Raw genomic sequence first — 18,351 nt, forward strand, 5'->3', positions numbered from 1 at the left:
GCCATCGGCACCCTGATGGTGCGTACGCTCACCTCCCCGTACTCGCCTCTGCCCCCTCGGGGCGTACGCGTACACGTTGTTCTCCCAAAGCGCTGATGGTGACTGTGTAGTCGGCCCACGTCCGCCGCAGGTCGACGGACGCCGCAGCCGGAGACCAGCCGAGTTCCGCGAACGGGATCTCCGTCCGCTGTCCGCGGGTCTTCATGAACACGATGGACTTGATGAGGATGCCGGTCGCTCCGCCCTGGCCGTCGCACACCAGCCGGCACAGCACGTCGCAGGCGAACGGGGTAGCCAGCGGGGTCACGATGACGCCGCCCGCCCGGACCTGCCGCGGCCACGCCGGGGGGATCGCGCGGACCGCGACGGTGGACAGGACGCGGTCGTACGGGGCCCCCGCCGCATACCCCTGCTCCCCGTCGGCGCACACCACCAGCGGAGCGTGGCCGAGCCGGCGCAGCGTGGCCGCGGCCCGCTCCGCGAGGCCGCGGTCGATCTCCACGCTGACGACCTCGCCGGCCCGGTGGGTGAGGAGGGCGGTGTTGTAGCCGCTGCCCGTACCGATCTCCAAGACGCGGTCGCCGGGCTGGGGAGCGAAGTGGTGCAGCATGTCGACCACCACGGCCGGGCAGGAGAGGGAACTGGTGAACGCGCAGCAGTCGGTGGGGCCGTCCTCGGCCCGTACCCGGCCGTCGGCTATCTGCGTGATCAGCGCGGCGAGCGGCACGTACGCGGCCTTGAGCCAGGCCCGGGGACGTTCCGCGCGGTCGATGACGTGATACAGCCCGTCCGTACGGGGGTGTGCCCACCACACCCGGTCCGGCACGAACTCTTCGCGGGGGACGGTGAGGAAAGCGGTACGCAGCCACGGCTGCCCGAACGCGGCACCGTTCCGGGCCTCGATCTCGTCCGCGCACCGGGCTCGCAGGTCGCCCGCGTCCATCGCCGCGGCTCCCGTCAGCTACTCCTCGTCGTCATCGGGCTCTTCAGGATTCGGTTCGGCGTCGGGGTTACCGGGGTCTCCCGGACTCGACGAGGGGCCGCCGACCTGCCCGTTCTGCTCCCCACGGTCCACCTTGTGCCTCCTTGCCGCTCCGGCTGGTGACCGTGCCAGTGTGCTGGCCTGCCCGGCTTGATCGCCACGTCCCCGCTCGACATCGCAGGTCCCCTCTCGGCTGAGAGGGGACCTGCGCTACATCTGGGATATGCGTCGGCTAGTGGCGTATTCGCCCTCGCCCAATTCCTCCGAGCCAAGGGCCCAGACAACCGGCCTGCTAGATGGCTTCCTCTGACCGACACCTGTCCTGGCGGCGGGTCGCCAGGACTCTCCACTGGTATCCGAGGGTCACAGCCTTAGCCATGTTCGGCGCGCCAACCTTGAACAGTAACTGGGTGATGTTGCTCTGGGCTGTGCGCTGGGAAATCGTCTGGAGGTCGGCGATGTTCATGATGCTTCTGCCCTCGCACAGCAGTCGCAGCAGCCGAAGATCCAGTTCGGTCATGGCCGAGGGGAGTTCTTCCTCCTTGGGGAGAGGAAGCTGACCGGTTCGGTATCCGCGGGCCACCATCGCCGCCCGGCTGCGGACGCCGAGCTTCGTCCGGATGGCGCGCAGGTGCCCCTTGACGGTCGATGGCCCTACCTTGGTCTCCTGGGCTATCTGGCGGTTTTCGAGGCCCTCGGCGACAAGCTCAAGGACCTTCTTCTCATGGGGCGTCAGGGATGTCCCGGGGGGCGTGGGGCGGCTGCTCGTCAAGGGGCGCTCCTTCGTGGGGTCCGGTTTGCAGGGCCGATCGTGCTGCTCCTGGAGGCTGTGGTCCTGCAGCGGAGTTCCGGCCGAGTGACCGGCCCGCCACTTCGGACGGGCCTGGTCCCTTCGCCGGTCGGACGCCCGCGCGCCGTCGAGAGCGCGCGGGCCGCCCCCGCTGCCGTACGTCAACCAGGCTTGGGTGCCCCGCAATGCGGTTCCTGGATCAGTCGACCGGGCGCCTGCTCCCCGAGGTACTTGGGCGGCGACGCATCCGGAATGGTGCTGGTCATGCCGCTGTCGTGTCCTGGGCGGTGTGGGGCATCGTCGTACGGATCTGGCTGTTGAGGATGTCCGAGAGCGTGTCGGGGTCCAGGGTGAGGCGGACGATGTGGTGGTCCGACTTGTCGTGCGGCACTTCGATGACATCCACGCCGCGTACTGCGGGCAACAGGGTTTCGGCGGTGTAGATCCGGTCGATGCGGGCGTCCGGTCCGTGCGTGTCGCAGCCATCGACGGTGCGGGCCAGTGCGGAGGCATCGCCAAGTCGCGTGGTGGCCCAGTGGCGGGCGACGTCTTCCATGCCGGCTGTGCGCAGTACTTCGTCGGGGCGGGTGTGCATGAGTCGGGTGCCGTACTGAGCGACGTATGAGCGGTGGGCGCGGTGCGGCTTGTCCTTGATCTCCTTGGGGACGGGGAGCGTGAGGTCTTCTTCGAGGCGTGCGGCCGGATAGCTGTTGTTGTCGCCTCCGGCGATGACCGGCAGTTGAACCATCCGGCCGTCGGGGAGGGCCCACCATTTGTCGGCCCAGGTGGTCAGCCACTCGGCCTCGATGCGTCGGAGCGTCGGTGAAGCGTAGTTGAGGTGGTAGGAGAGGGCGTTGAGGGGCAGCGCCTCGTACCCGGCGGGCAGGAACCGGAAGGTGAGGGCGGTGGGCGGCAGGACCCACATGGGGCCGGTGTCCGGCCACTCGCGGACCGGTTGGAAGACGGCCGGGTCGGCGAAGACTGCGGTGCACGAACGCGGGCCGAGCCAGCCGCGCAGGCGCAGCACGTCCTCCAGCTCGTACATGATCTCGTTGCCCTTGGTGTCCGCGCCGGGCATTTCCTGGCGCAGCACCATGTGCGGGTTCAAGGAGACCAGCAGCTCGTGTGCCTTCAGCCGCTTGTCCGGGTCGCTGCCGCCGTTCCTTTCGAAGTTCCAGCACAGCACTGTGAGGGGGCGCTTCATTTGTGTCCTTTCTTCTGGGTGGAGGAGTGGTTCCCGCCTCCACTCGGTCGGAGGGTGACCTTCTGCTGCGACAGGAGCCGGTGGATCGCGCCGTACGAGCGGCCGGATTCTTCGGCGATGTCGCGGATGCTGGCGCCCCGGTGCTTGTAGGCACGGGCTACCGCGGTGGCGAACTCCTCCGCCCGCTCGCCGACGAGCCATTTGCGGGGCGGGATGCGCGGCAGCCCCAAGGGGCCCGTTTCTTCTGGCACGGAGTGTGCTCCTGCGGTCAGGCGGAGGCGGGCGGCTGGTCCAGCACCGGAGTGAGGGGGGCTTCCTCGGTGGGTGGCTGGTAGGCCGGGGAGGAGCGGTGCAGGATGTCGCGGACGGTGTCGTAGTCGAGCCGGGCCAGATGCGGGAGGTGGTCGGAGATCTGCCGCAACCGCGGGGTGTCGCAGACCTCCGCGCTGACGATCGCGGGGGCGAGTTCGGCGGTGAGGTAGCCGCGGTCGACGCAGTACCGGCGCCCGGCGGGCCGGCCGGGGCGTTCGCGGTAGCCGGAAGCGGGCCGCAAAGCCTCCGGCTGGCCACGGTGTTCGGCGGCGAAGCGGGCGATCTCGACGTAGCCGGCGGCGCGCAGCTCGCGGTCGGGTCGGTCGTCGGTGATGCGCTGGCCGCCTTGGAGATAGGTGCGGTTGGCGACATAGGCGTGGTCCTCGTAGCCCTCCCAGCTCGCGCTGTCCCGCTCGCCTTCGCGGTAGCTGTTCCAGTCCCACCACTGGATGGCCAGTTGGCCGTACTGGGCCAGGGTCGAGCACCACTGGGCCTCGACGAGCCGGTGGAGAGGGGACCAGTGACAGGCGTGTCCGGAGACCAGGGCCATCTTGCGGGGGCTGAGCGTGCCGTCCCGGTCACGCGTCTTAACGGTGACGTGCGCGGGCGCGTACCAGGGCGCCCACGACTGCGGGTGTTCCGCGAAGAAGTCCAGCGGGCCGTCGCCCCGGAGGAAGACGGCGTTCTCCTTGGGGTTGTCGCGGTCCATGTTCGCCCGGGAGATGCCGAGATGGCACATCATGCCCAGGCGCCGCGCCTCGGCCTGGGCGTAGCGGATCCGAAGTTCCTGGCGGAAGACGACGTCGGGCCTCTGCGCGGCCATCCAGCTGGCCGCTTCCTCCCAGTGGATTCCTCCTTCCACATTCCAGTCCAGCAGCGTGATGGAGCGCGTCATCGTGATGTAGCGCGTCATGCGGAAGACCTCTTACTCATCGAAGGGGTGGGGCGCTTGCCTCCGGGCGCGGAGACGTTTCTCCTCGCCCGGCTCGGCGCAGCCGGGCCGGGTCCCGTCGGCGCTGTCGGGCGCGCCGTTGATCTGCCTGGTCAGGCTGTCGATCAAGGTGGCGCGGCGTTGCATGAGGTAGGAGTACGGGCCGCTCGGGTAGCCGTTCTCGACCACGTCCCAGCCGTGCCCGTCGCGGAATTCCCGCATCAACCGTGGGCCGGTCACGCAGCCGCGTAGCCACTGCACCCCGTCCTGGCGGGCGGCGTAGTCGGTGAACCAGGAGGTCATCAGCCGCCCGGGCCGGTCAGCACGGTGTTGCGGGGCGGTGATCAGGCCGGTGAGGGTGAGGGCCGGCTGACGGCGGCAGCGGGCGGGCCAGCCCCAGCCGGAGGTCGCCTTGATCAGTGCGGCGCAACCCACCACCTGGCCAGACCGGCACAGAACCCAGGTCATGGGGGTGCCGGTGTCGATGCCACCGAGCAGGTCGAGGACGGCCGGATCCGCGGCCGCGGTGGAGGACAGGCTGCGAGTGTTCAGCCACCGCGCGCGGCTGTGGACGAGATCGGCGATGTCCTGGTGGTCCGTACGGCCCGCCGGGCGCATCTGGTAACCCGGCATGTTCCGCGCCGCGCGCTGACCGCCGCAAGGGGGCCGGGCCCGGCCCGGTATGCCTGGGATGGATTGAAGGGACACGGAGCACTCCAAATAGAGGGAGTCGGGGGCTGGCATTCCCGGGGCGGGTGGGGCCCGGGCCGGCGGGACCAGTGCCGGCCCGGGGTGCATCGGGCGGCCGGAGGGGCAGCACGCCCGATGCGGGCAGAGCAGCGTCCGGCTATCGAGCCGACGGGGTGGCGCTGCTGCTGCCGGTCACCATCACGGCATCCCGCCACACCGGCCGACCGCACTGCTCTTGCGAGCGATGCCGTCGGCACCTGGCGGGGCCGTGGGTCCGGTGGTGCGGGGTGCGGAAGTCAGCTGGCCCTGCCGTTGGGGCCCTTGGGGGTGTGCAGGCGCACCTCCCGGTCGGCCAGAGACCCTTGCGTGCGCCGGGCTTCCTTGTTGCTCTTGAGGTCCTGCTTGATCTTGTTCTTGGCGGCGGCCATGGTGTCCTTCTTCTTGCCCACGTGCGTTTTCCCTCTTCATCAGTGGCGCGGTTACGTGTTCGGGTCCAGCTCAGGGAGTGCCGCAGGCGGGCCACGCGACCGACCGTCTCCGAGCCGCCATGGGCGGGAGGCGATGCGCGCCTGAGGCTTCTTGCTGCGCACCGGCGGTGCGGGATGCGGCGGGCAGTGCGGGGGCTGTGCGCGACTGCGGGCCCGTAACGCGGGCTGCGATCCGAGAGCGGAAGGACGCATGGAATCCTGCGAGGAGCCGGTCGTTGCGCTGGTCCGGGCGACCGGGCGGGTCAGGCCGGGCTGCGGTGGCATGCCCGTCGGCAGCCACCATCGGGCGGCGACGCTGAGCGCCAGGACCGCGCTCATGAAGCCGCGGCCGTCGGCCACTTGAACTCCACGTCGGCCACGAATGTGAACGGCCGGGCGACGGGCTCGATCAGCCACGCGACGCCCTGCTGGCCGTCGCTGTCCTCGGATTCCATGGCAACGCACACCGATAGGCCGAAGGCGGCCAGGGCCTCGACCATCACCTTCTGGACGAGGGGGTCACTGACCCACTCGACCAAGGCCGCGACCCGCCGCGGCGGCAGCGTGCTCGCGTGGACTTGCACGGCGGCGGCCAGCCACCGCACCGCCGTACCGACCTGCGGAGTCACCCCGTGCGAACCTGCCCGGACCCTGACGGACGGCCCGCTCCTCGGCACGCTTTCCCGGCACAGCCACACCACATCCACTGCGGTCGACGGCCCCTGCGGGCGCTTCGTCCACGTCACCGTGATGCCGGAACCCGGCCCGCCGATCGGGGCCGTCGAAGACGTCTGCACCGGCGCGCTCGGTTCCGGGGCCGGGCCCTTGGAGCGGAAGCGTTTCGCCGCTCCGGCCCGCCCCGGGCCCGCAGCCCCCTGCCGGCCGGTGGCCAGGAGCGCGATGGCGGGCATGGCGACGGCGAGAGGGAAAGGTAACCAGGTCATGTCCACGGGTCCTGCCACCCCCTGGTCCGCTCCGGCGGCAACAGGTCGTGGGTGGCCAGCGCCAGCCGCAGGACACCGGCCCGCCGATCCGTTGCATCCTTTACCGTCAGGGCCCGCTGACCGGCGCGCACCGTCTGACGCACCCGGTGATAGGTCGATCCGGGGCCGGCCTTGTTCATCGCCCTCCAACGCCGGTCGGCGCCCGGAAGGAGCCGCTGGAGGTGACAGCGAAGCGCGCCGCTCAGTTCATCGAGCTCCTGGTCATCCGTGTAGCGGCCGGCAGTCACTTCCCACGCCGTCTCCAGATCGACCAGGATGTCCAGGGCGGTGCTGGAGCTGCTGAGGTCCTCGTCGCTGAAGACGGGCTTCGCCGGTCCCAGGCGGTGGATCGTGGCCCCGGCCGCGACCACCCACCGGTAGACACTGCGCTGCTCGGTGCAGGAGTACGAGATCTCCTCCATCGCCGGAACGACCAGGTGACCCACGATGCCTGCACGCAGCAGCTCCTCGACGGCGAACCACCACCGACGCCGCTCCAGCGGCTGGTCGGGAACGCGTTTGTCCGCGTAGGTCTTGTACGGCGCGAGTTGCAGACAACTGCGCGTAGCGCGCTCGAACTGCGCGAGGGCGGACCGCTCCTGCTGCCCGTCACGGCAGGTGTAGAGCACCGCCAACGGATAAGACACCCGAACCCTCTCCCTTTTCCCCTACGTGCATCGGTCGGACACCGCGCGGCGCGGCGCTGTGCTGGCTGATCTCGCTCGACGGCCCGGTCCTGCCCTGACCGCATGACGGGCAGGACCGGGCCGCGCCCCCGGCCTGCGGGATCGCCGCGGCCGGGGAGCTGGAGGGCGGAGCGGCCGGAGACGCCACGGCGGCCCCGCCCGTCTAATACGCCCTGGCCACCAGCGGCAGCGACGGCCCGAACCCCGGCAGCCGGTCTCTCCTGCTGAGGCAGCGAGAGGAGCCGTCAGCGCTGACGAGCCGGAGGAAGACGACGGGCACGGCCGCCCACTCCACCCGTCTCCCGGCCTCGCGGAGCGCGAAGCCGCACGGCTCCCCCCTCTGGAGCGAGGCAATGGCGGCCAGGCACCCGCCGTCATCCGCCCATCGCAACGCGCGACGACGCTCACGCGGCGAGAAGCTGGCACTCAATGCCCGCACATCAGCACGAATACAACGGACAGCCTGGGTTGCGCTGGTGGGCACGCATGTCGCTATCGAGGCGATGCCGTTCGGGTCCTTCGCCCCGTACGTGATCCGCTCACACCACAACCCCCTGCTCGTCAGCGACCGCGCGACGCACCCCCCGCTCACCACGAGGCTCCCGAACACGGGCGCTCGACCTGCTGCGAAGACCAAGAGCGGAAGGCCGGCGCGGCACTGACGACGTACTGCGCGCCGTCGTCGTCCGGCGCCTCAAAGACGTACATGCACCCGGCCGCCAGCTGGGCGAGCGCGCGCTCGTACTCCGGTGCTTCACCCAGCTGCGACCAGCTCCGCCGCACCCAGGCGTCGTGAACCTGCTCCGCCACGTCCGTCACCCGGTTGAGAACGCACCGCATCGCCAGCCGGGGCGAGTCCACCACAGCACTGCCTAGCGGCACGGCACGGCCGTTGGGGAGGTAGGCCACCGCCTGCACGCGAATGACGCGACCGCCCCAGGGCCGACGGAACGGCTGGACGCGCGCGGTCATCACGCTGCCACCTCCGGGATCGCAAGTTCCGCCCAGACGGCCTTTCCGACCTCGCGCGGCGTGACGCCCCACGCGTCGGCCAACGCAGCCACGACCGCCAAGCCACGCCCACATTCGTCGTCCTCCTCCGCCTGGCGCGACACCGGTTGCTCCTCGTTGGTGTCCACCGCCTCCACCCGCAAGCACCCCGACGACAGGGCGAGCCGAATACCGACCTCGCGGACTTCGACCGGCTCCGCTTCGACGGCGTTCGCGACCAGTTCGGACAACAACAACTGGGCGGACTCGACTACTTCGCCTACGACGCCCCACTCCTGGAGCTGTTGGCGAAGAACTTCACGGGCCCGACCAGCGCTACTTCGATGCCGGACAAACCTGTACGCAACATCGAGCGACGGCACGAGTGTTGGCGGTTCTGCTGCTGGTCTGGCGCGTGCGGACATGTTTCATCCCCTTGGAGCGCATGACGATGCATCACGATCACCCACCGCCAGGATTCGCCTGCGGTGCGCTACGCAAATCACGGTAGAGTGAGCACACTCACTGCCGCAAGTCCCTCGCGCGCAAGTTTGCGACCGTTGGCGATTCCACTGGCTCTGGTTCGCTCCAGGGCGGCAAACTAGAGAAATTCCTTGAGAGGAGGGGCTCATGCCCGCAGGCGGGAAGCCGACGGTTCGCAGTCGGAGACTCGGAGGCGCCTTGAAGCGTCATCGGGAAGCAGCTGGCCTGGACCAAAGCGCTGCTGCCGAGGCGATCTTGAAATCGGTCACCAAGGTCAGCCGCGTGGAGAGCGGTCAGGTCTCGGCATCGGCGCTCGAAGTTCGCACACTGCTGGACCGCTATGGGGTAACAGATCCCGTTGAGCGGGCCAGGTTGGAGGAGTGGGCTCGTCGGAGCAACGAGCGTGGATGGTGGATCGATCAAGAGTCGGTGCCTGCTGACTATGCCGACCACATCGCGCTGGAGAACGATGCGACCTACATCCGCTCGTGGGAGCCGTGCCTGGTTCCGGGCCTACTTCAAACCCGGGAGTACGCGGAAGCGGTGACCGTTTCTGGCCCCACTGCCATTCTCCCCGAGCGGGTATCTGAGTTGGTGAAGGTCCGACAAGAACGCCAGCGAACAATCGACGAAGGCGGTACACACTTCACGGCGATCATCTGGGAGCCTGCTCTGACAGCACTGACCTGTACTCCCAGGGCGCACGACGCTCAGTTGAGGCACCTGCTCAACGCAGGTCAACGGCAGAACGTGACGCTCCAGATCTTGCCTCATGACGCCAGCGTGGTGGCAGGCATGTCGGGTTCCTTCGCGGCCTTCTCGTTCGGAATCGAAGCCAACGTGGAAGCCGTCACGGTAGGCACGCCGGCGAACACGAGTGTTGTGGAGGCACCCGCAGACCTGGCCATCTACGTCAACGTCTTTGATCGATTGCGTTCGGTGGCGCTGTCCCCCAACGAGAGCGCCGACCGGATTCGCCATTACCTTGAGAGGTAGACCGCAACGCATGGAAGAGGAATCGTGAACCCTGAGATAGTCAGCGTGTTTCGGAAGTCGTCCTACTCGACTCAGCAGGGAAATTGCGTGGAGGTAGCGCGCACTGCTGACGGGGGCCGCGTCGTGCGCGACAGCAAGACACCGAACGGCGGGCTTCTGTTCTGCCAGCGCGGTGCCTGGGCCCACTTCCTGGACGCAGTGATAGCCGACGAGTTCCCGACCTCCAGGGCCTGTTAGTCACCAGTACCCGACCTGCGCGATGTACTGCTGCGAACAACGTGTGGAGTCCCGGCCCTCTGGGCCGGGACTCCACACGTCTTCGGGCAGAAGCTCTCGGCAGCGGCAAGTGCCTCTGTTCTCCCCCAGTACGCCAGCCGCTTCTGCTGTGATTTCTGGCAGTCAGCGGGTGCGGCCTTCCTGCTGATTCGGGGCCTTGGCTGCCCTCCGTGCCGTGGAGGACAGCGGGGTGCCGGTGGCCGGGCTCGTGGTGGCGGGGAGGTCGGCGAGGCGGCGTATTCGCCAGACCAGTACGTCGCTGACCGACTCCGCGCTGTCCAACTCCCGTCGCCGGGTGGCCTCGGTGAGTAGTGCGGTGGGTTGGTGTCCGGCTTGTTGAGCGTCGGTGAGGGTGGCGGCGAGTGCGTACCAGCCGGGTTCGGCCAGCACCCGCTCCGCCAGGTGCGGCACCGCTCCCCTCACGGCGGCGGCCTGCCGCTCGCGCAGAGGGCGTGCGAGTCGGCGGCCCCGTTGGTAGAGAGCACCCAGCGCGGGGCCGGCCGCGTTCTGGTAGGCGGCGCAGAGGTGGTCGGCGGCTTGGCGGGCGGCGGCGGACTGCTGGGCGTGGTGGCGTCGGGCATGCCAGTTGGCGGCGGCGAGAGCCAGAAAGAACAGCATGTCGATCGCCATCGCCGTCGTCGCGCCGTCCTCTCCGCGCCCGAGTGCGGGACCGCCGTGGACGAGGTCGCGGGCGGCCCGGCGCAGGGCGCGGGTGTGGTGGTGCTCGGCGCGGAGGTGGGAGCGGGAGGCTCGCTCGAAGGTGGCGGCGGCCTCGCGCAGTTCCTGGCGGGTGTGGGCGGCGGAGGTGGTGGCCAGCGCGTCGAGGACCTCGCTCGCCGCGGCGAGCTGCCCGGCTACGAGCCCGTCCTCACCCTGGTCGATGACGAGCACCGCTGCCCAGGCCGCGTCGGTCGCGGCTCGCCGCGCCGAGGACGGGCTGTGCGCCGGCCGCAGACGCGTTTGGCCCTCGCGGTCGGCACCCGGTTGCTGCTTCTGCTCGGGGTTGGGGGTGAAGCGTTTGCGAATGCGGGGCAGGGAGAGGTCCGGAGCGAGCTTCGACCCGGAGTAGAAGACGGGGTCACCGTACTTGTTGCGGTCCTCCGGCAGCGCGACGGTGTATCCGAGGAGGTCGCCCGAGGGGGCGGCGCGTCGGCGGATGAGCAGGCCGGATCTGGTGAGGCGGTCGAAGAACTCCGTCTCGGTCTCGGCTCCGGCCACCGCGCGGCGGACGGTTTCCCGCAGTTCCTCGCGCGCGGTGCGTTCGCGGTTCGTACGGCCTGCTTTGTGCCGTTCGGCTGTGGTGGGGCGTCGGGCGGCGGTGCCGTCGCCGGCGTTGAGGCGGGTCAGGCCCAGGTCGGACTCGATGAGGCGGCATTCGGCCTGGGCGCGTTTGCCGGAGCGGTAGTCGTCCGGGCGCCCGCCGTCTTCGCGGACCAGGGTGGCGATGATGTGGATGTGGTCGTCGGCGTGGCGGACGGCGGCCCAGCGGCAGCCCGCCTCGCCGCTGCCGGGGTCGATGCCGGTGGCGGCGACCAGGCGGCGGGCGACGTTGGCCCATTCGTCGTCGGTGAGGGTGCGGTCGCCGGGGGCGGCGCGTACGGAGCAGTGCCAGACGTACCGCCGGGGCCGCTGGTGCCGGGCGAGGGCCTGGACGGGCTGGTCGAGGAGGAGTTGGAGGTCTTTGAGGGTGGCGGCGGTGTCGCGTCCGGGGTCGGGGGAGAGGGTGTCGAATGAGGCGACGAGGTGGGGGTCGGTGTGCTCTTCGTGTTTGCCGGGGCCGTAGAGGTAGGCGAGCAGGCCGATGGTGCGGGTGCCCGGCGTGTTGATCTTGGGGATCACGGGCGAGGTGTCGTCCGCTGGCCGAGGAGGTGGGCGGCGGCCTGCTGGACACGGTCGGCGGCACGTCGTACGGCCGTGATGGCGTCGGTGATCTGGGGTACGTCGCCGCCGGAGTTGAGGACCTTGACCGCCTGGTTGAGATTGCTGCCGGCCCAGCCGAGCTGTCGGCGGGCGGCGAAGAGTTCGGTGATCACCTCACGCTCATCGGCGACCTGGGCTGCGGTGCGCTCAAGGTCGCGGGCGGCGTTCAGCGCGGACCGCGCGAGGAACCCGGCGATGGACAGACCGCACTGTGCGGCGCCGGCTTGGACGAGGGGAAACTCGTCGTCGTTGAAACGCGCGCTGAGCTGGTGCAGGCGCTTCTTCGCGCGGGTTTGACGAGGACGCTGACGAGCGCGGCGGGCGGCTTTCGGGCGACTCGTCTTACGCGTACGGCTGGCTTCCCCGTCAGGCTTCGGTCCGCCCTCGGCCGATGCCTTCCGGACCGGTGCCCCCTGGCTCCGGTCCTCTCCCGCCACCCCTGGGGCGGGGTCGGCGGAAGCTATGCTTCCGCCCCAACTTGCTCCGCCTGGGGCTGGGGTGGCGGTCGACTCCTGCGACGAGGTGAGTTCGGGTCGGTCCTCGGGGTCGTGCATGTGTACTCCTGTGAGCGCTGGTGGGGTGAGGGCCCGCCTCTCTCGTGATGAGAGGCGGGCAGGGCGGCAGGGGCTGCGGGTTCAGCCGGTACTTGCGGAGGCTTCGTCGAGTTCGGCCTGCAGAAGGTTCTTGGCTTCGTCCAGGCGGCTGCGGGAGATGCCGAAGCCCTTGTCCCGGATCGCCTTCTCAATGTTGCGGCGCGATACGCGCCCGGCCCGGCCGAGAGGGGCCGTGCGGCCGATGTCGATGGCCTGCTCCAGGGAAAGGCTCGGCTGACTGCCTCCGGGCCTTCCGTGCCGGTTCGCGGTGTCCGCCACGTGCTTGGCGGCCGGTTCGGCCACGACGCTGGCGTTCGTAGAAGGCGGCGGTGTTGTGGCGTCGGCCTCGCTCCCCCGAGCTGGTGTGTGGCCGTTGCTGCTGCCGTGGCCCTCGTCGTTGTGGCGGTCGGGGTTGATCGGGCGCCGGGCGACGAGCAGGTAGAAGTGGACGGCTCCTGCCAGGGCGAGCGGGGCGATGGCGGAGATGACGCCGACGGTGATGTCGTCGAGGGCGAGTCCGGTGTGGCGGGCCTGCTCGTTGAGGCGGATGGCGTGCAGGACGTTGGCCCAGATGCTGGTGGCGGTGGCGATGCCGACCAGCGCCGAGACGTAGAGGCGGGCGGACAGGGGCGCGGTCCGCAGGACGAGCAGGGCGCCGATCCCGATGGCGATGAACCCGTCGATGACGAGCGGGAAGGCGTAGGTGAGCACCGGGTGGATGTGGCTGGCGGCGGCCATCTGACGCAGGGCGTCGTAGGAGAGCGCGAAGGCCGCCACGGCCAGCAGCGCCACACCCGTGCGGATCGCGGCAGCCAGCATCGCCGGGGAAGCGGAGGGTGTGGCGGGGGCGGTGTGCGGCGAAGGCAAGCGTGGTGCTCCAGAATGCAGGGGCTGTTGTGGCCGTGGTCCGGGGAGACCCGTCGCGACTCGTCGCATGCCTGGTCAGACCAGGTACGTGTGGGGCGGTGATGTCGGGTCGACTCGTCACCGGTCCTCGACTCGTCCCTGCGCTGACCTGCGCGGGGACGAGTCGCGACGGGTCGTGCCGGGTCAGGTTCCGGTTGCGGAATCCGGCTCGGGATGCTCGGGCTCGGGGCAGTAGCGCGCCCAGGAGTCGGCGAACTGCTGGCGGGTGAAGCCCTTGGCCTGGACGTTGCCGTGGAAGCGGCGGGTGGCCGAGCTGATTCCGTACTCCTTGAGCAGGATCTGCAGGCCGCGAGGGGTGAGGCCGTTGGCGGTGTGCTCCGGCCAGGGCGTCTCGTCGTCCTGGTTGAGGATGTCGAGGAGGCGGCTGGTGCGGAGCGCCGACGGGTTGCCTTCGGTGGTGAAGGCGCGGCGGATGTCGGCCAGGAGGCGGATGCCCAGGCTGCTGCTGTCCTGGTCCTGCTCGGCCTCGTACGTGGCCATGACCCGGCAGGCGGTACGGGCGAGGTCGGGCCACCGGCCGCCGGCGAGGTCGGCGACGGCCACCAGCGGCTGCCAGGTGTCGGCCGCGCGGTCCTGGACCGGCATGGCCGGGGTCAGCTCCATCGCGTCGGCGTGGAGCGGGGCCAGCCAGGCGGCGAGGCGGTCGCGCAGGGCGTGGAGGGCCGGGGTGTCGCGGAAGGTGCGGAACTCCGCCACCTTCTCGCCTGGCCTGCGGCGGCGCATCCGGATGACGATGGACCGGTCCATGATCGTGTCCGGCAGGTCGCCGATGCCGGCGAGGGCCGCCATGGCGAAGGTGGGGAACTTCGCGACCTCGTGGTTGGGGCCGGACACCCGCAGGGTGGGGCGATTGCGCTGGTGCCCCGCGTTGAGGAGGCCGCGCATCTCCTCGTTCTTCTCCGCGACCTTCACGGAGCCGAAGAGAGTGTCGGCCTCATCGACCAGCAGGGTGGGCGGGGTGTCGGTGATCGACCGGAACACCGCGGCGGCCGAGGCGTTGACCGTGATCAGCGGCTCGTGGACACTCTCGGTGATCACGTCCAGCAGCCGCGACTTGCCGCACCGCTTGGCCGGACCCACCACGGCCAGCCGCGGAGCGTGCTGCCACGCGGTCTGCAGATGGGTCGCCGCGACCCACAGGGTGACGGCCGTGAAGGCTTCCTCGCCGGGCAGCACGACGTACCGGCGAATCTGCTCCCGCAGCTCCGCCAGCGCCTGCTCGCCCTCGGACACCGAGGCAGCCGGATCGGGATCTTCTGCGAGCGGCGCGGACTCTGCGGGCCCGGTCTCGGCCGGCTGACCGGAGGGCTGGCCAGGCACGGCGACCGGCGGCCAGGACGGCGGCTCGTCGGGGGCGGAATAGGGCTGGGCTCCGGCATGTTCCATGCGGCGGCTCCTCGTCTGGCGGTGGCGGGCTTGCGCGCCCATGCCGTCGCCGGGTCGGTTTTTGACGGGCCGTTCGGGGTTGCTGGGGCCTCCGGCGTTGCGCCGCCGGGGCCCGCCCCCCTCTCGCGGGCTTCGAGCCATCGCGAGGGAACACGGACCGTACGTCCACACCCGCCCACAGTCCAGCGATTCTGTGTCAGCTCAGCGCAGAACCATCTGCTATGTTGCCGCCGCCTCACGCCGCCAGCCCGAGCAGGTCCAGCAGATCTGCGGTGACGACCCGGTAGGCGTTGCCGAGCCGCAGGACCTTGCACGGGTACGCGCCCCGCTTCGCCAGCTCGTACCCCTTGCTCCGCCCGAGCCCCAACGCACGATTACTCGTGTCCAGGTCAATGGCCACTGGAAGCGCGAGCAAGTCTTCCCGGCTCATCCCCTTCGCACGTCCGGCTGTGGCGTCGTCTTCGTGCATGCGGCATCCCTTTCGGTACAGCCCTCGGCGAACGTGGCGATCAAGTCCGGCTCCAGGCGGTACCAACCAGGATCCTCAAGCTAATGTGTCCATGTGACACAACGCGATCTCGATGATGAAGAGGACGGCTTCCCCGAGTGGGTGGACCGGGTCAAGGCCAACGTGGCCGGCGAAGTCCGGCGCAGGAGGAAGGAGAAGGGGTGGAGCGCGCAAGATCTGGCCGACCGGTGCGAGCGGCTCGGGCATCCCATCCCGCGCAACGTGATCGCCAACATGGAGTCCGGACGCCGCGCCAGCCTCCCGCTGGTGGACGTCATGGTCCTGGCCGCCGCCCTGGAGACGTACCCGGCCAGCCTCATCTTCCCGGTCGGCTACGTCGAGACGACCCAGGAGCTGCCGTTCCAGGACCTCGTGCCCACCTGGGACGCCCTGCGGCGCTTCACCGGCGAGCAGGAAGTGGCCGGGTACGACGCGGGCCTGGTGCCCGACTTCGAGACCCACGCCGGCCTCGTAAGCACCGCCCTGGCCGCACTCGAAGAAGCTGACCGGGCCCGGTTCACGGCCGAAGCGGCGACAGGCCCCGCCCAGCGGGAAGAAGCCGAGCGCAGGCGCACCAAGTGCGCAGACCAGGCCATCTCCGCCAAGTACCACCTCCGCTACCTCCGCCGGGACCTCCGCGACGACGGAGCCACCCCGCCCGACCTCCCACCCGCACTGGCCGACGTCGACCCACCCGAGGACGACACCACCACCACACCGGAGGACCGCCTTTGAAGGGCTCCACCCACCGCCGCTGCTACTGCCGCGACCCCCACACCGGCAAACCGCTCGGCAAGAAGTGCCCCAAGCTCGCCGGACGCAAGCACGGCACCTACTCCGTACGCCAGGAGCTGCCACCCCGCGAGGACGGCACCCGCCGCTCCTTCAGCCGTGCCGGCTACGAAAGCCTCAAGGCCGCCCAGGCCGACCTCGACCGCATACGCGCGCTCCTCAGCCTCGTCGACCAGGACGACCCGGACAGCGCCGAGCGCCTGACCGCCATGCTGGAGGAGGTCGCCGACGAGAAGGCCCCGCTGCCCGAGCCGGAGGAGACCCGCCGCCGGCTGAGGGCGGGGCTGGCGCTGCGCGGCACCGTCACCGTCGGGGAGTGGCTCGACTCGTGGTTCGCCTCCAAGAAGCGGCGCAAGACGACGCTCAACGGCTACGCCTCGCACATCCGTGTCCACCTCAAGCCGCACATCGGGCACATCCGTCTCGACCGTCTCCACGTCGGCCACCTGGTGCAGATGTTCGACGCCATCGCCCTCCAGAACGAGGTGATCGAGGCCGACAACCAGGCCCGCAGTGAGCAGATCGCGCGCTGCAAGCCGGGCAAGCCGGGGCGGCCCGTAGGCGCCGAGCGAGCGCGTCTGGCCGAGGAGCAGCAGAAGCTTGCCGAGATGAAGCCGTTCCGGAGGGTGAACGGCCCTGCCACCCGGCAGGCCATCCGCCGGACCCTGCGCGCCGCGCTCAACTCCGCCATCGCCCAGCAACTCATCACGTTCAACCCGGCGGCCCACGTCGAACTCGAATCCGGCAAGCGACCGAAGCCCCTCCTGTGGACGGAGGAGCGCGTCCGCCGGTGGCGCGAGACGGGCAAGCTGCCGAGCCCCGTCATGGTGTGGACACCGGCCCAGTTCGGCGTCTTCCTGGACGCCGCCGAGGGCGACCGCCTCTACCCGTTCTTCCACCTCGTGGGGACACGCGGCCTCAGGCGCGGTGAGGGCGTCGGGCAGGAGTGGACGGACATCGACCTGGAGGCGGGGCTGATCACTCCCGCCAAGGAGATCGTGGTGGACGGCTGGGCCCCGTACGAGTCCGAGCCCAAGACCGACGGCAGCGCCGGCACGATCGCGCTCGACAGCCTGAACCTGGCCGTCCTGCGGGCCCACAAGGCCCGGCAGGACGCGGAGCGCCTGGCGTGGGGCTCCGCGTGGCAGGACTCGGGCAAGGTCTTCACCCAGGAGGACGGCTCGCCCCTGCACCCGGCGACCGTCTCCGAGACGTTCCGCCGCATCCTGGCGGTCACGGACCTGCCACCGATCACACTCCGTGATCTACGCCACATCGCGGCCACCCTGACCCACGGAGGCGGCGGGGACATCCACACGGTGAAGGAGGTCCTGCGCCATTCCACCATCGCCCTGACCTCGGATACGTACACGAGCCTGCTGCCCGAACTCGATCGCGAGATAGCCGAGAAGGCGGCGCGGCTCATTCCGAGGAGCCGCCGGAAAACGCCCAATGGCCAGGACTCCGGCGCTCCCGCTCACGCATCGCTCACGCACGAGCCGAAAACGAAACAGCGCCCCGACCGGCCTGAGCCGATGGAGGCGCTGCCTCGCAGGTCGGAGGAGGTCTCCTCGACCGATGAGAGTGGGCCATCAGGGGCTCGAACCCTGAACCAATGGATTAAAAGTCCACTGCTCTGCCAATTGAGCTAATGGCCCGCACCCCGCAGCATAGCCCGGCGGTGCGCGGAGTCCCGAGCCGTGTCCCCGCGATCCGTCGCCGAAGTCCGGCGGCGTGCCGTTCGGGAGCGTGCCCGGGGCGGCTCGTGGTCGGTCAACGCGCAGGGCCCGTACGGCACTTGCGTGCGGTACGGGCCCTGCGGTCAGTCAGCTGCGGCAGTTGTGTCAGCCGTTGCGCTTCCAGCGCGGCTTGTCGTCGCGGCGGCCGAAGGAGCCGGTGCTGGTGGCGCCGCGGTGGCCGGAGGTGCGGCCCTGGGGGCGGTCGCCGCCGGAGCGGAAGCCGCCGCCCGAGGAGGGGCGCTCGTCGCGGCGGTCGCGGTTGTACGGACGGTCGCCGCCGGAGCGGAAGCCGCCGGACGGACGGTCGTCGCGCCGGAAGCCGCCGGACGGGCGGTCGTCACGGCGGTAGCCACCGGAGGCCGGACGGTCGTCGCGGTTGAACGAACGGCCCGGACGGTCCCGGTCGCCGCCACGGTTGAAACCGCCGCCGGAACGGTCGTCACGACGCTCGTACGAACGGCCGCCACGGTCATCACGCCGGTCGTCACGCCGGTCATCCCGACGGAAACCACCCGAGGACGGACGGTCGTCACGGTTGAACGAACGAGCCGGACGGTCCCGGTCCCCACCACGATTGAAACCGCCGCCCGAGCGGTCGTCGCGACGCTCGTACGAACGGCCGCCACGGTCATCACGCCGGTCGTCACGCCGGTCATCCCGACGGAAACCACCCGAGGACGGACGGTCGTCACGGTT

19 protein-coding genes, 1 tRNA gene and 2 pseudogenes are annotated in these 18,351 nt (G+C 70.2%); 4 read left to right on the forward strand and 18 right to left on the reverse strand.

The annotated features are described in order from the left end of the window. Nucleotides 1-28 precede the first annotated feature (28 nt). The 11 genes from AB0I49_RS16915 to AB0I49_RS16965 form a co-directional block, all read right to left on the reverse strand. Complete coding sequence (locus AB0I49_RS16915) at nt 29-943, reverse strand: rRNA adenine N-6-methyltransferase family protein (protein WP_363227728.1); 915 nt, start codon at nt 941-943, stop codon at nt 29-31. Between the two features lie 331 nt (nt 944-1,274). Further along, nucleotides 1,275-1,754, reverse strand: coding sequence for a helix-turn-helix transcriptional regulator (locus AB0I49_RS16920; RefSeq protein WP_363227729.1), 480 nt, complete (start codon nt 1,752-1,754; stop codon nt 1,275-1,277). A 280-nt stretch (nt 1,755-2,034) separates the two neighbouring features. Next, nucleotides 2,035-2,976: an endonuclease/exonuclease/phosphatase family protein gene (locus tag AB0I49_RS16925; RefSeq protein WP_363227730.1), complete on the reverse strand. Its 942-nt coding sequence runs from the start codon at nt 2,974-2,976 to the stop codon at nt 2,035-2,037. Next, nucleotides 2,973-3,227 (reverse strand): helix-turn-helix domain-containing protein, encoded by a 255-nt coding sequence (locus AB0I49_RS16930; protein WP_363227731.1) that lies wholly within the window; start codon nt 3,225-3,227, stop codon nt 2,973-2,975. The genes AB0I49_RS16925 and AB0I49_RS16930 overlap by 4 nt, the downstream gene beginning before the upstream one ends. A 17-nt stretch (nt 3,228-3,244) precedes the next feature. Beyond that, nucleotides 3,245-4,201, reverse strand: a complete 957-nt coding sequence (locus AB0I49_RS16935; protein WP_363227732.1) for a hypothetical protein — start codon at nt 4,199-4,201, stop codon at nt 3,245-3,247. Between the two features lie 12 nt (nt 4,202-4,213). Next, nucleotides 4,214-4,852, reverse strand: coding sequence for a hypothetical protein (locus tag AB0I49_RS16940; RefSeq protein ID WP_363227733.1), 639 nt, complete (start codon nt 4,850-4,852; stop codon nt 4,214-4,216). A gap of 353 nt (nt 4,853-5,205) precedes the next feature. Then, entirely contained in the window at nt 5,206-5,358 is a 153-nt protein-coding gene (locus AB0I49_RS16945) for a hypothetical protein (protein WP_363227734.1), read from the reverse strand. Between the two features lie 353 nt (nt 5,359-5,711). After that, nucleotides 5,712-6,320, reverse strand: a complete 609-nt coding sequence (locus AB0I49_RS16950) for a hypothetical protein (protein WP_363227735.1) — start codon at nt 6,318-6,320, stop codon at nt 5,712-5,714. Then, on the reverse strand, nt 6,317-7,006 hold the full coding sequence (locus tag AB0I49_RS16955; RefSeq protein WP_363227736.1) for a hypothetical protein: 690 nt from the start codon (nt 7,004-7,006) through the stop codon (nt 6,317-6,319). The genes AB0I49_RS16950 and AB0I49_RS16955 overlap by 4 nt, the downstream gene beginning before the upstream one ends. Nucleotides 7,007-7,633: 627 nt before the next feature. Beyond that, entirely contained in the window at nt 7,634-8,017 is a 384-nt protein-coding gene (locus AB0I49_RS16960; protein ID WP_363227737.1) for a hypothetical protein, read from the reverse strand. After that, nucleotides 8,017-8,460 (reverse strand): ATP-binding protein, encoded by a 444-nt coding sequence (locus AB0I49_RS16965; RefSeq protein ID WP_363227738.1) that lies wholly within the window; start codon nt 8,458-8,460, stop codon nt 8,017-8,019. The genes AB0I49_RS16960 and AB0I49_RS16965 overlap by 1 nt, the downstream gene beginning before the upstream one ends. A 205-nt stretch (nt 8,461-8,665) precedes the next feature. Between AB0I49_RS16965 and AB0I49_RS16970 the strand changes: the two genes are divergently transcribed. Both AB0I49_RS16970 and AB0I49_RS16975 read left to right on the forward strand, forming a co-directional pair. Beyond that, a complete protein-coding gene (locus AB0I49_RS16970; protein ID WP_363227739.1) occupies nt 8,666-9,514 on the forward strand; it encodes a helix-turn-helix transcriptional regulator in 849 nt (282 codons plus the stop codon). Between the two features lie 45 nt (nt 9,515-9,559). Further along, entirely contained in the window at nt 9,560-9,751 is a 192-nt protein-coding gene (locus tag AB0I49_RS16975; protein ID WP_363227891.1) for a DUF397 domain-containing protein, read from the forward strand. A gap of 162 nt (nt 9,752-9,913) precedes the next feature. On the opposite strand, the gene AB0I49_RS16980 is transcribed toward AB0I49_RS16975, so the two are convergent. The 5 genes from AB0I49_RS16980 to AB0I49_RS17000 all read right to left on the reverse strand — a co-directional run bounded on the left by AB0I49_RS16980 (nt 9,914) and on the right by AB0I49_RS17000 (nt 15,046). Then, entirely contained in the window at nt 9,914-11,629 is a 1,716-nt protein-coding gene (locus AB0I49_RS16980; RefSeq protein WP_363227740.1) for a mobilization protein, read from the reverse strand. Beyond that, a complete protein-coding gene (locus AB0I49_RS16985) occupies nt 11,626-11,823 on the reverse strand; it encodes a hypothetical protein (protein WP_363227741.1) in 198 nt (65 codons plus the stop codon). Before AB0I49_RS16985 ends, AB0I49_RS16980 begins: the two co-directional genes overlap by 4 nt. Nucleotides 11,824-12,345: 522 nt before the next feature. After that, on the reverse strand, nt 12,346-13,170 hold the full coding sequence (locus tag AB0I49_RS16990) for a DUF2637 domain-containing protein (RefSeq protein WP_363227742.1): 825 nt from the start codon (nt 13,168-13,170) through the stop codon (nt 12,346-12,348). A 183-nt stretch (nt 13,171-13,353) separates the two neighbouring features. Further along, on the reverse strand, nt 13,354-14,616 hold the full coding sequence (locus AB0I49_RS16995) for a DUF3631 domain-containing protein (RefSeq protein ID WP_363227743.1): 1,263 nt from the start codon (nt 14,614-14,616) through the stop codon (nt 13,354-13,356). 235 nt (nt 14,617-14,851) lie between these two features. Then, nucleotides 14,852-15,046: a hypothetical protein gene (locus AB0I49_RS17000; protein WP_363227744.1), complete on the reverse strand. Its 195-nt coding sequence runs from the start codon at nt 15,044-15,046 to the stop codon at nt 14,852-14,854. A gap of 132 nt (nt 15,047-15,178) precedes the next feature. Between AB0I49_RS17000 and AB0I49_RS17005 the strand changes: the two genes are divergently transcribed. Together AB0I49_RS17005 and AB0I49_RS17010 are read left to right on the forward strand one after the other, a co-directional pair. Continuing rightward, nucleotides 15,179-15,859, forward strand: a complete 681-nt coding sequence (locus AB0I49_RS17005; protein ID WP_363227745.1) for a helix-turn-helix transcriptional regulator — start codon at nt 15,179-15,181, stop codon at nt 15,857-15,859. Further along, nucleotides 15,856-17,355 (forward strand): annotated as a pseudogene (locus tag AB0I49_RS17010) (tyrosine-type recombinase/integrase); the annotation flags it as partial. The gene AB0I49_RS17005 and the pseudogene AB0I49_RS17010, both read left to right, overlap by 4 nt. Nucleotides 17,356-17,501: 146 nt before the next feature. Here the strand turns inward: AB0I49_RS17010 and AB0I49_RS17015 are convergent. Both AB0I49_RS17015 and AB0I49_RS17020 read right to left on the reverse strand, forming a co-directional pair. Further along, a tRNA-Lys gene (locus AB0I49_RS17015) sits at nt 17,502-17,574 on the reverse strand. 186 nt (nt 17,575-17,760) lie between these two features. After that, nucleotides 17,761-18,351, reverse strand: a pseudogene (locus tag AB0I49_RS17020) (RNA helicase); the annotation flags it as partial.

It is taken from the genome of Streptomyces sp. NPDC050617, from assembly GCF_040654795.1.
Taxonomy (GTDB): domain Bacteria; phylum Actinomycetota; class Actinomycetes; order Streptomycetales; family Streptomycetaceae; genus Streptomyces.

Bases quoted from the DNA above. Each gene is read 5' to 3' on its own strand.
- AB0I49_RS16935 (WP_363227732.1), bottom strand. From the start codon at position 4,201: ATGACGCGCTACATCACGATGACGCGCTCCATCACGCTGCTGGACTGG.
- AB0I49_RS16915 (WP_363227728.1), bottom strand. From the start codon at position 943: ATGGACGCGGGCGACCTGCGAGCCCGGTGCGCGGACGAGATCGAGGCC.
- AB0I49_RS16950 (WP_363227735.1), bottom strand. From the start codon at position 6,320: ATGACCTGGTTACCTTTCCCTCTCGCCGTCGCCATGCCCGCCATCGCG.
- AB0I49_RS16960 (WP_363227737.1), bottom strand. From the start codon at position 8,017: ATGACCGCGCGCGTCCAGCCGTTCCGTCGGCCCTGGGGCGGTCGCGTC.
- AB0I49_RS16925 (WP_363227730.1), bottom strand. From the start codon at position 2,976: ATGAAGCGCCCCCTCACAGTGCTGTGCTGGAACTTCGAAAGGAACGGC.
- AB0I49_RS17000 (WP_363227744.1), bottom strand. From the start codon at position 15,046: ATGAGCCGGGAAGACTTGCTCGCGCTTCCAGTGGCCATTGACCTGGAC.
- AB0I49_RS16940 (WP_363227733.1), bottom strand. From the start codon at position 4,852: ATGCCGGGTTACCAGATGCGCCCGGCGGGCCGTACGGACCACCAGGAC.
- AB0I49_RS16970 (WP_363227739.1), top strand. From the start codon at position 8,666: ATGCCCGCAGGCGGGAAGCCGACGGTTCGCAGTCGGAGACTCGGAGGC.
- AB0I49_RS16965 (WP_363227738.1), bottom strand. From the start codon at position 8,460: ATGTCCGCACGCGCCAGACCAGCAGCAGAACCGCCAACACTCGTGCCG.
- AB0I49_RS16995 (WP_363227743.1), bottom strand. From the start codon at position 14,616: ATGGAACATGCCGGAGCCCAGCCCTATTCCGCCCCCGACGAGCCGCCG.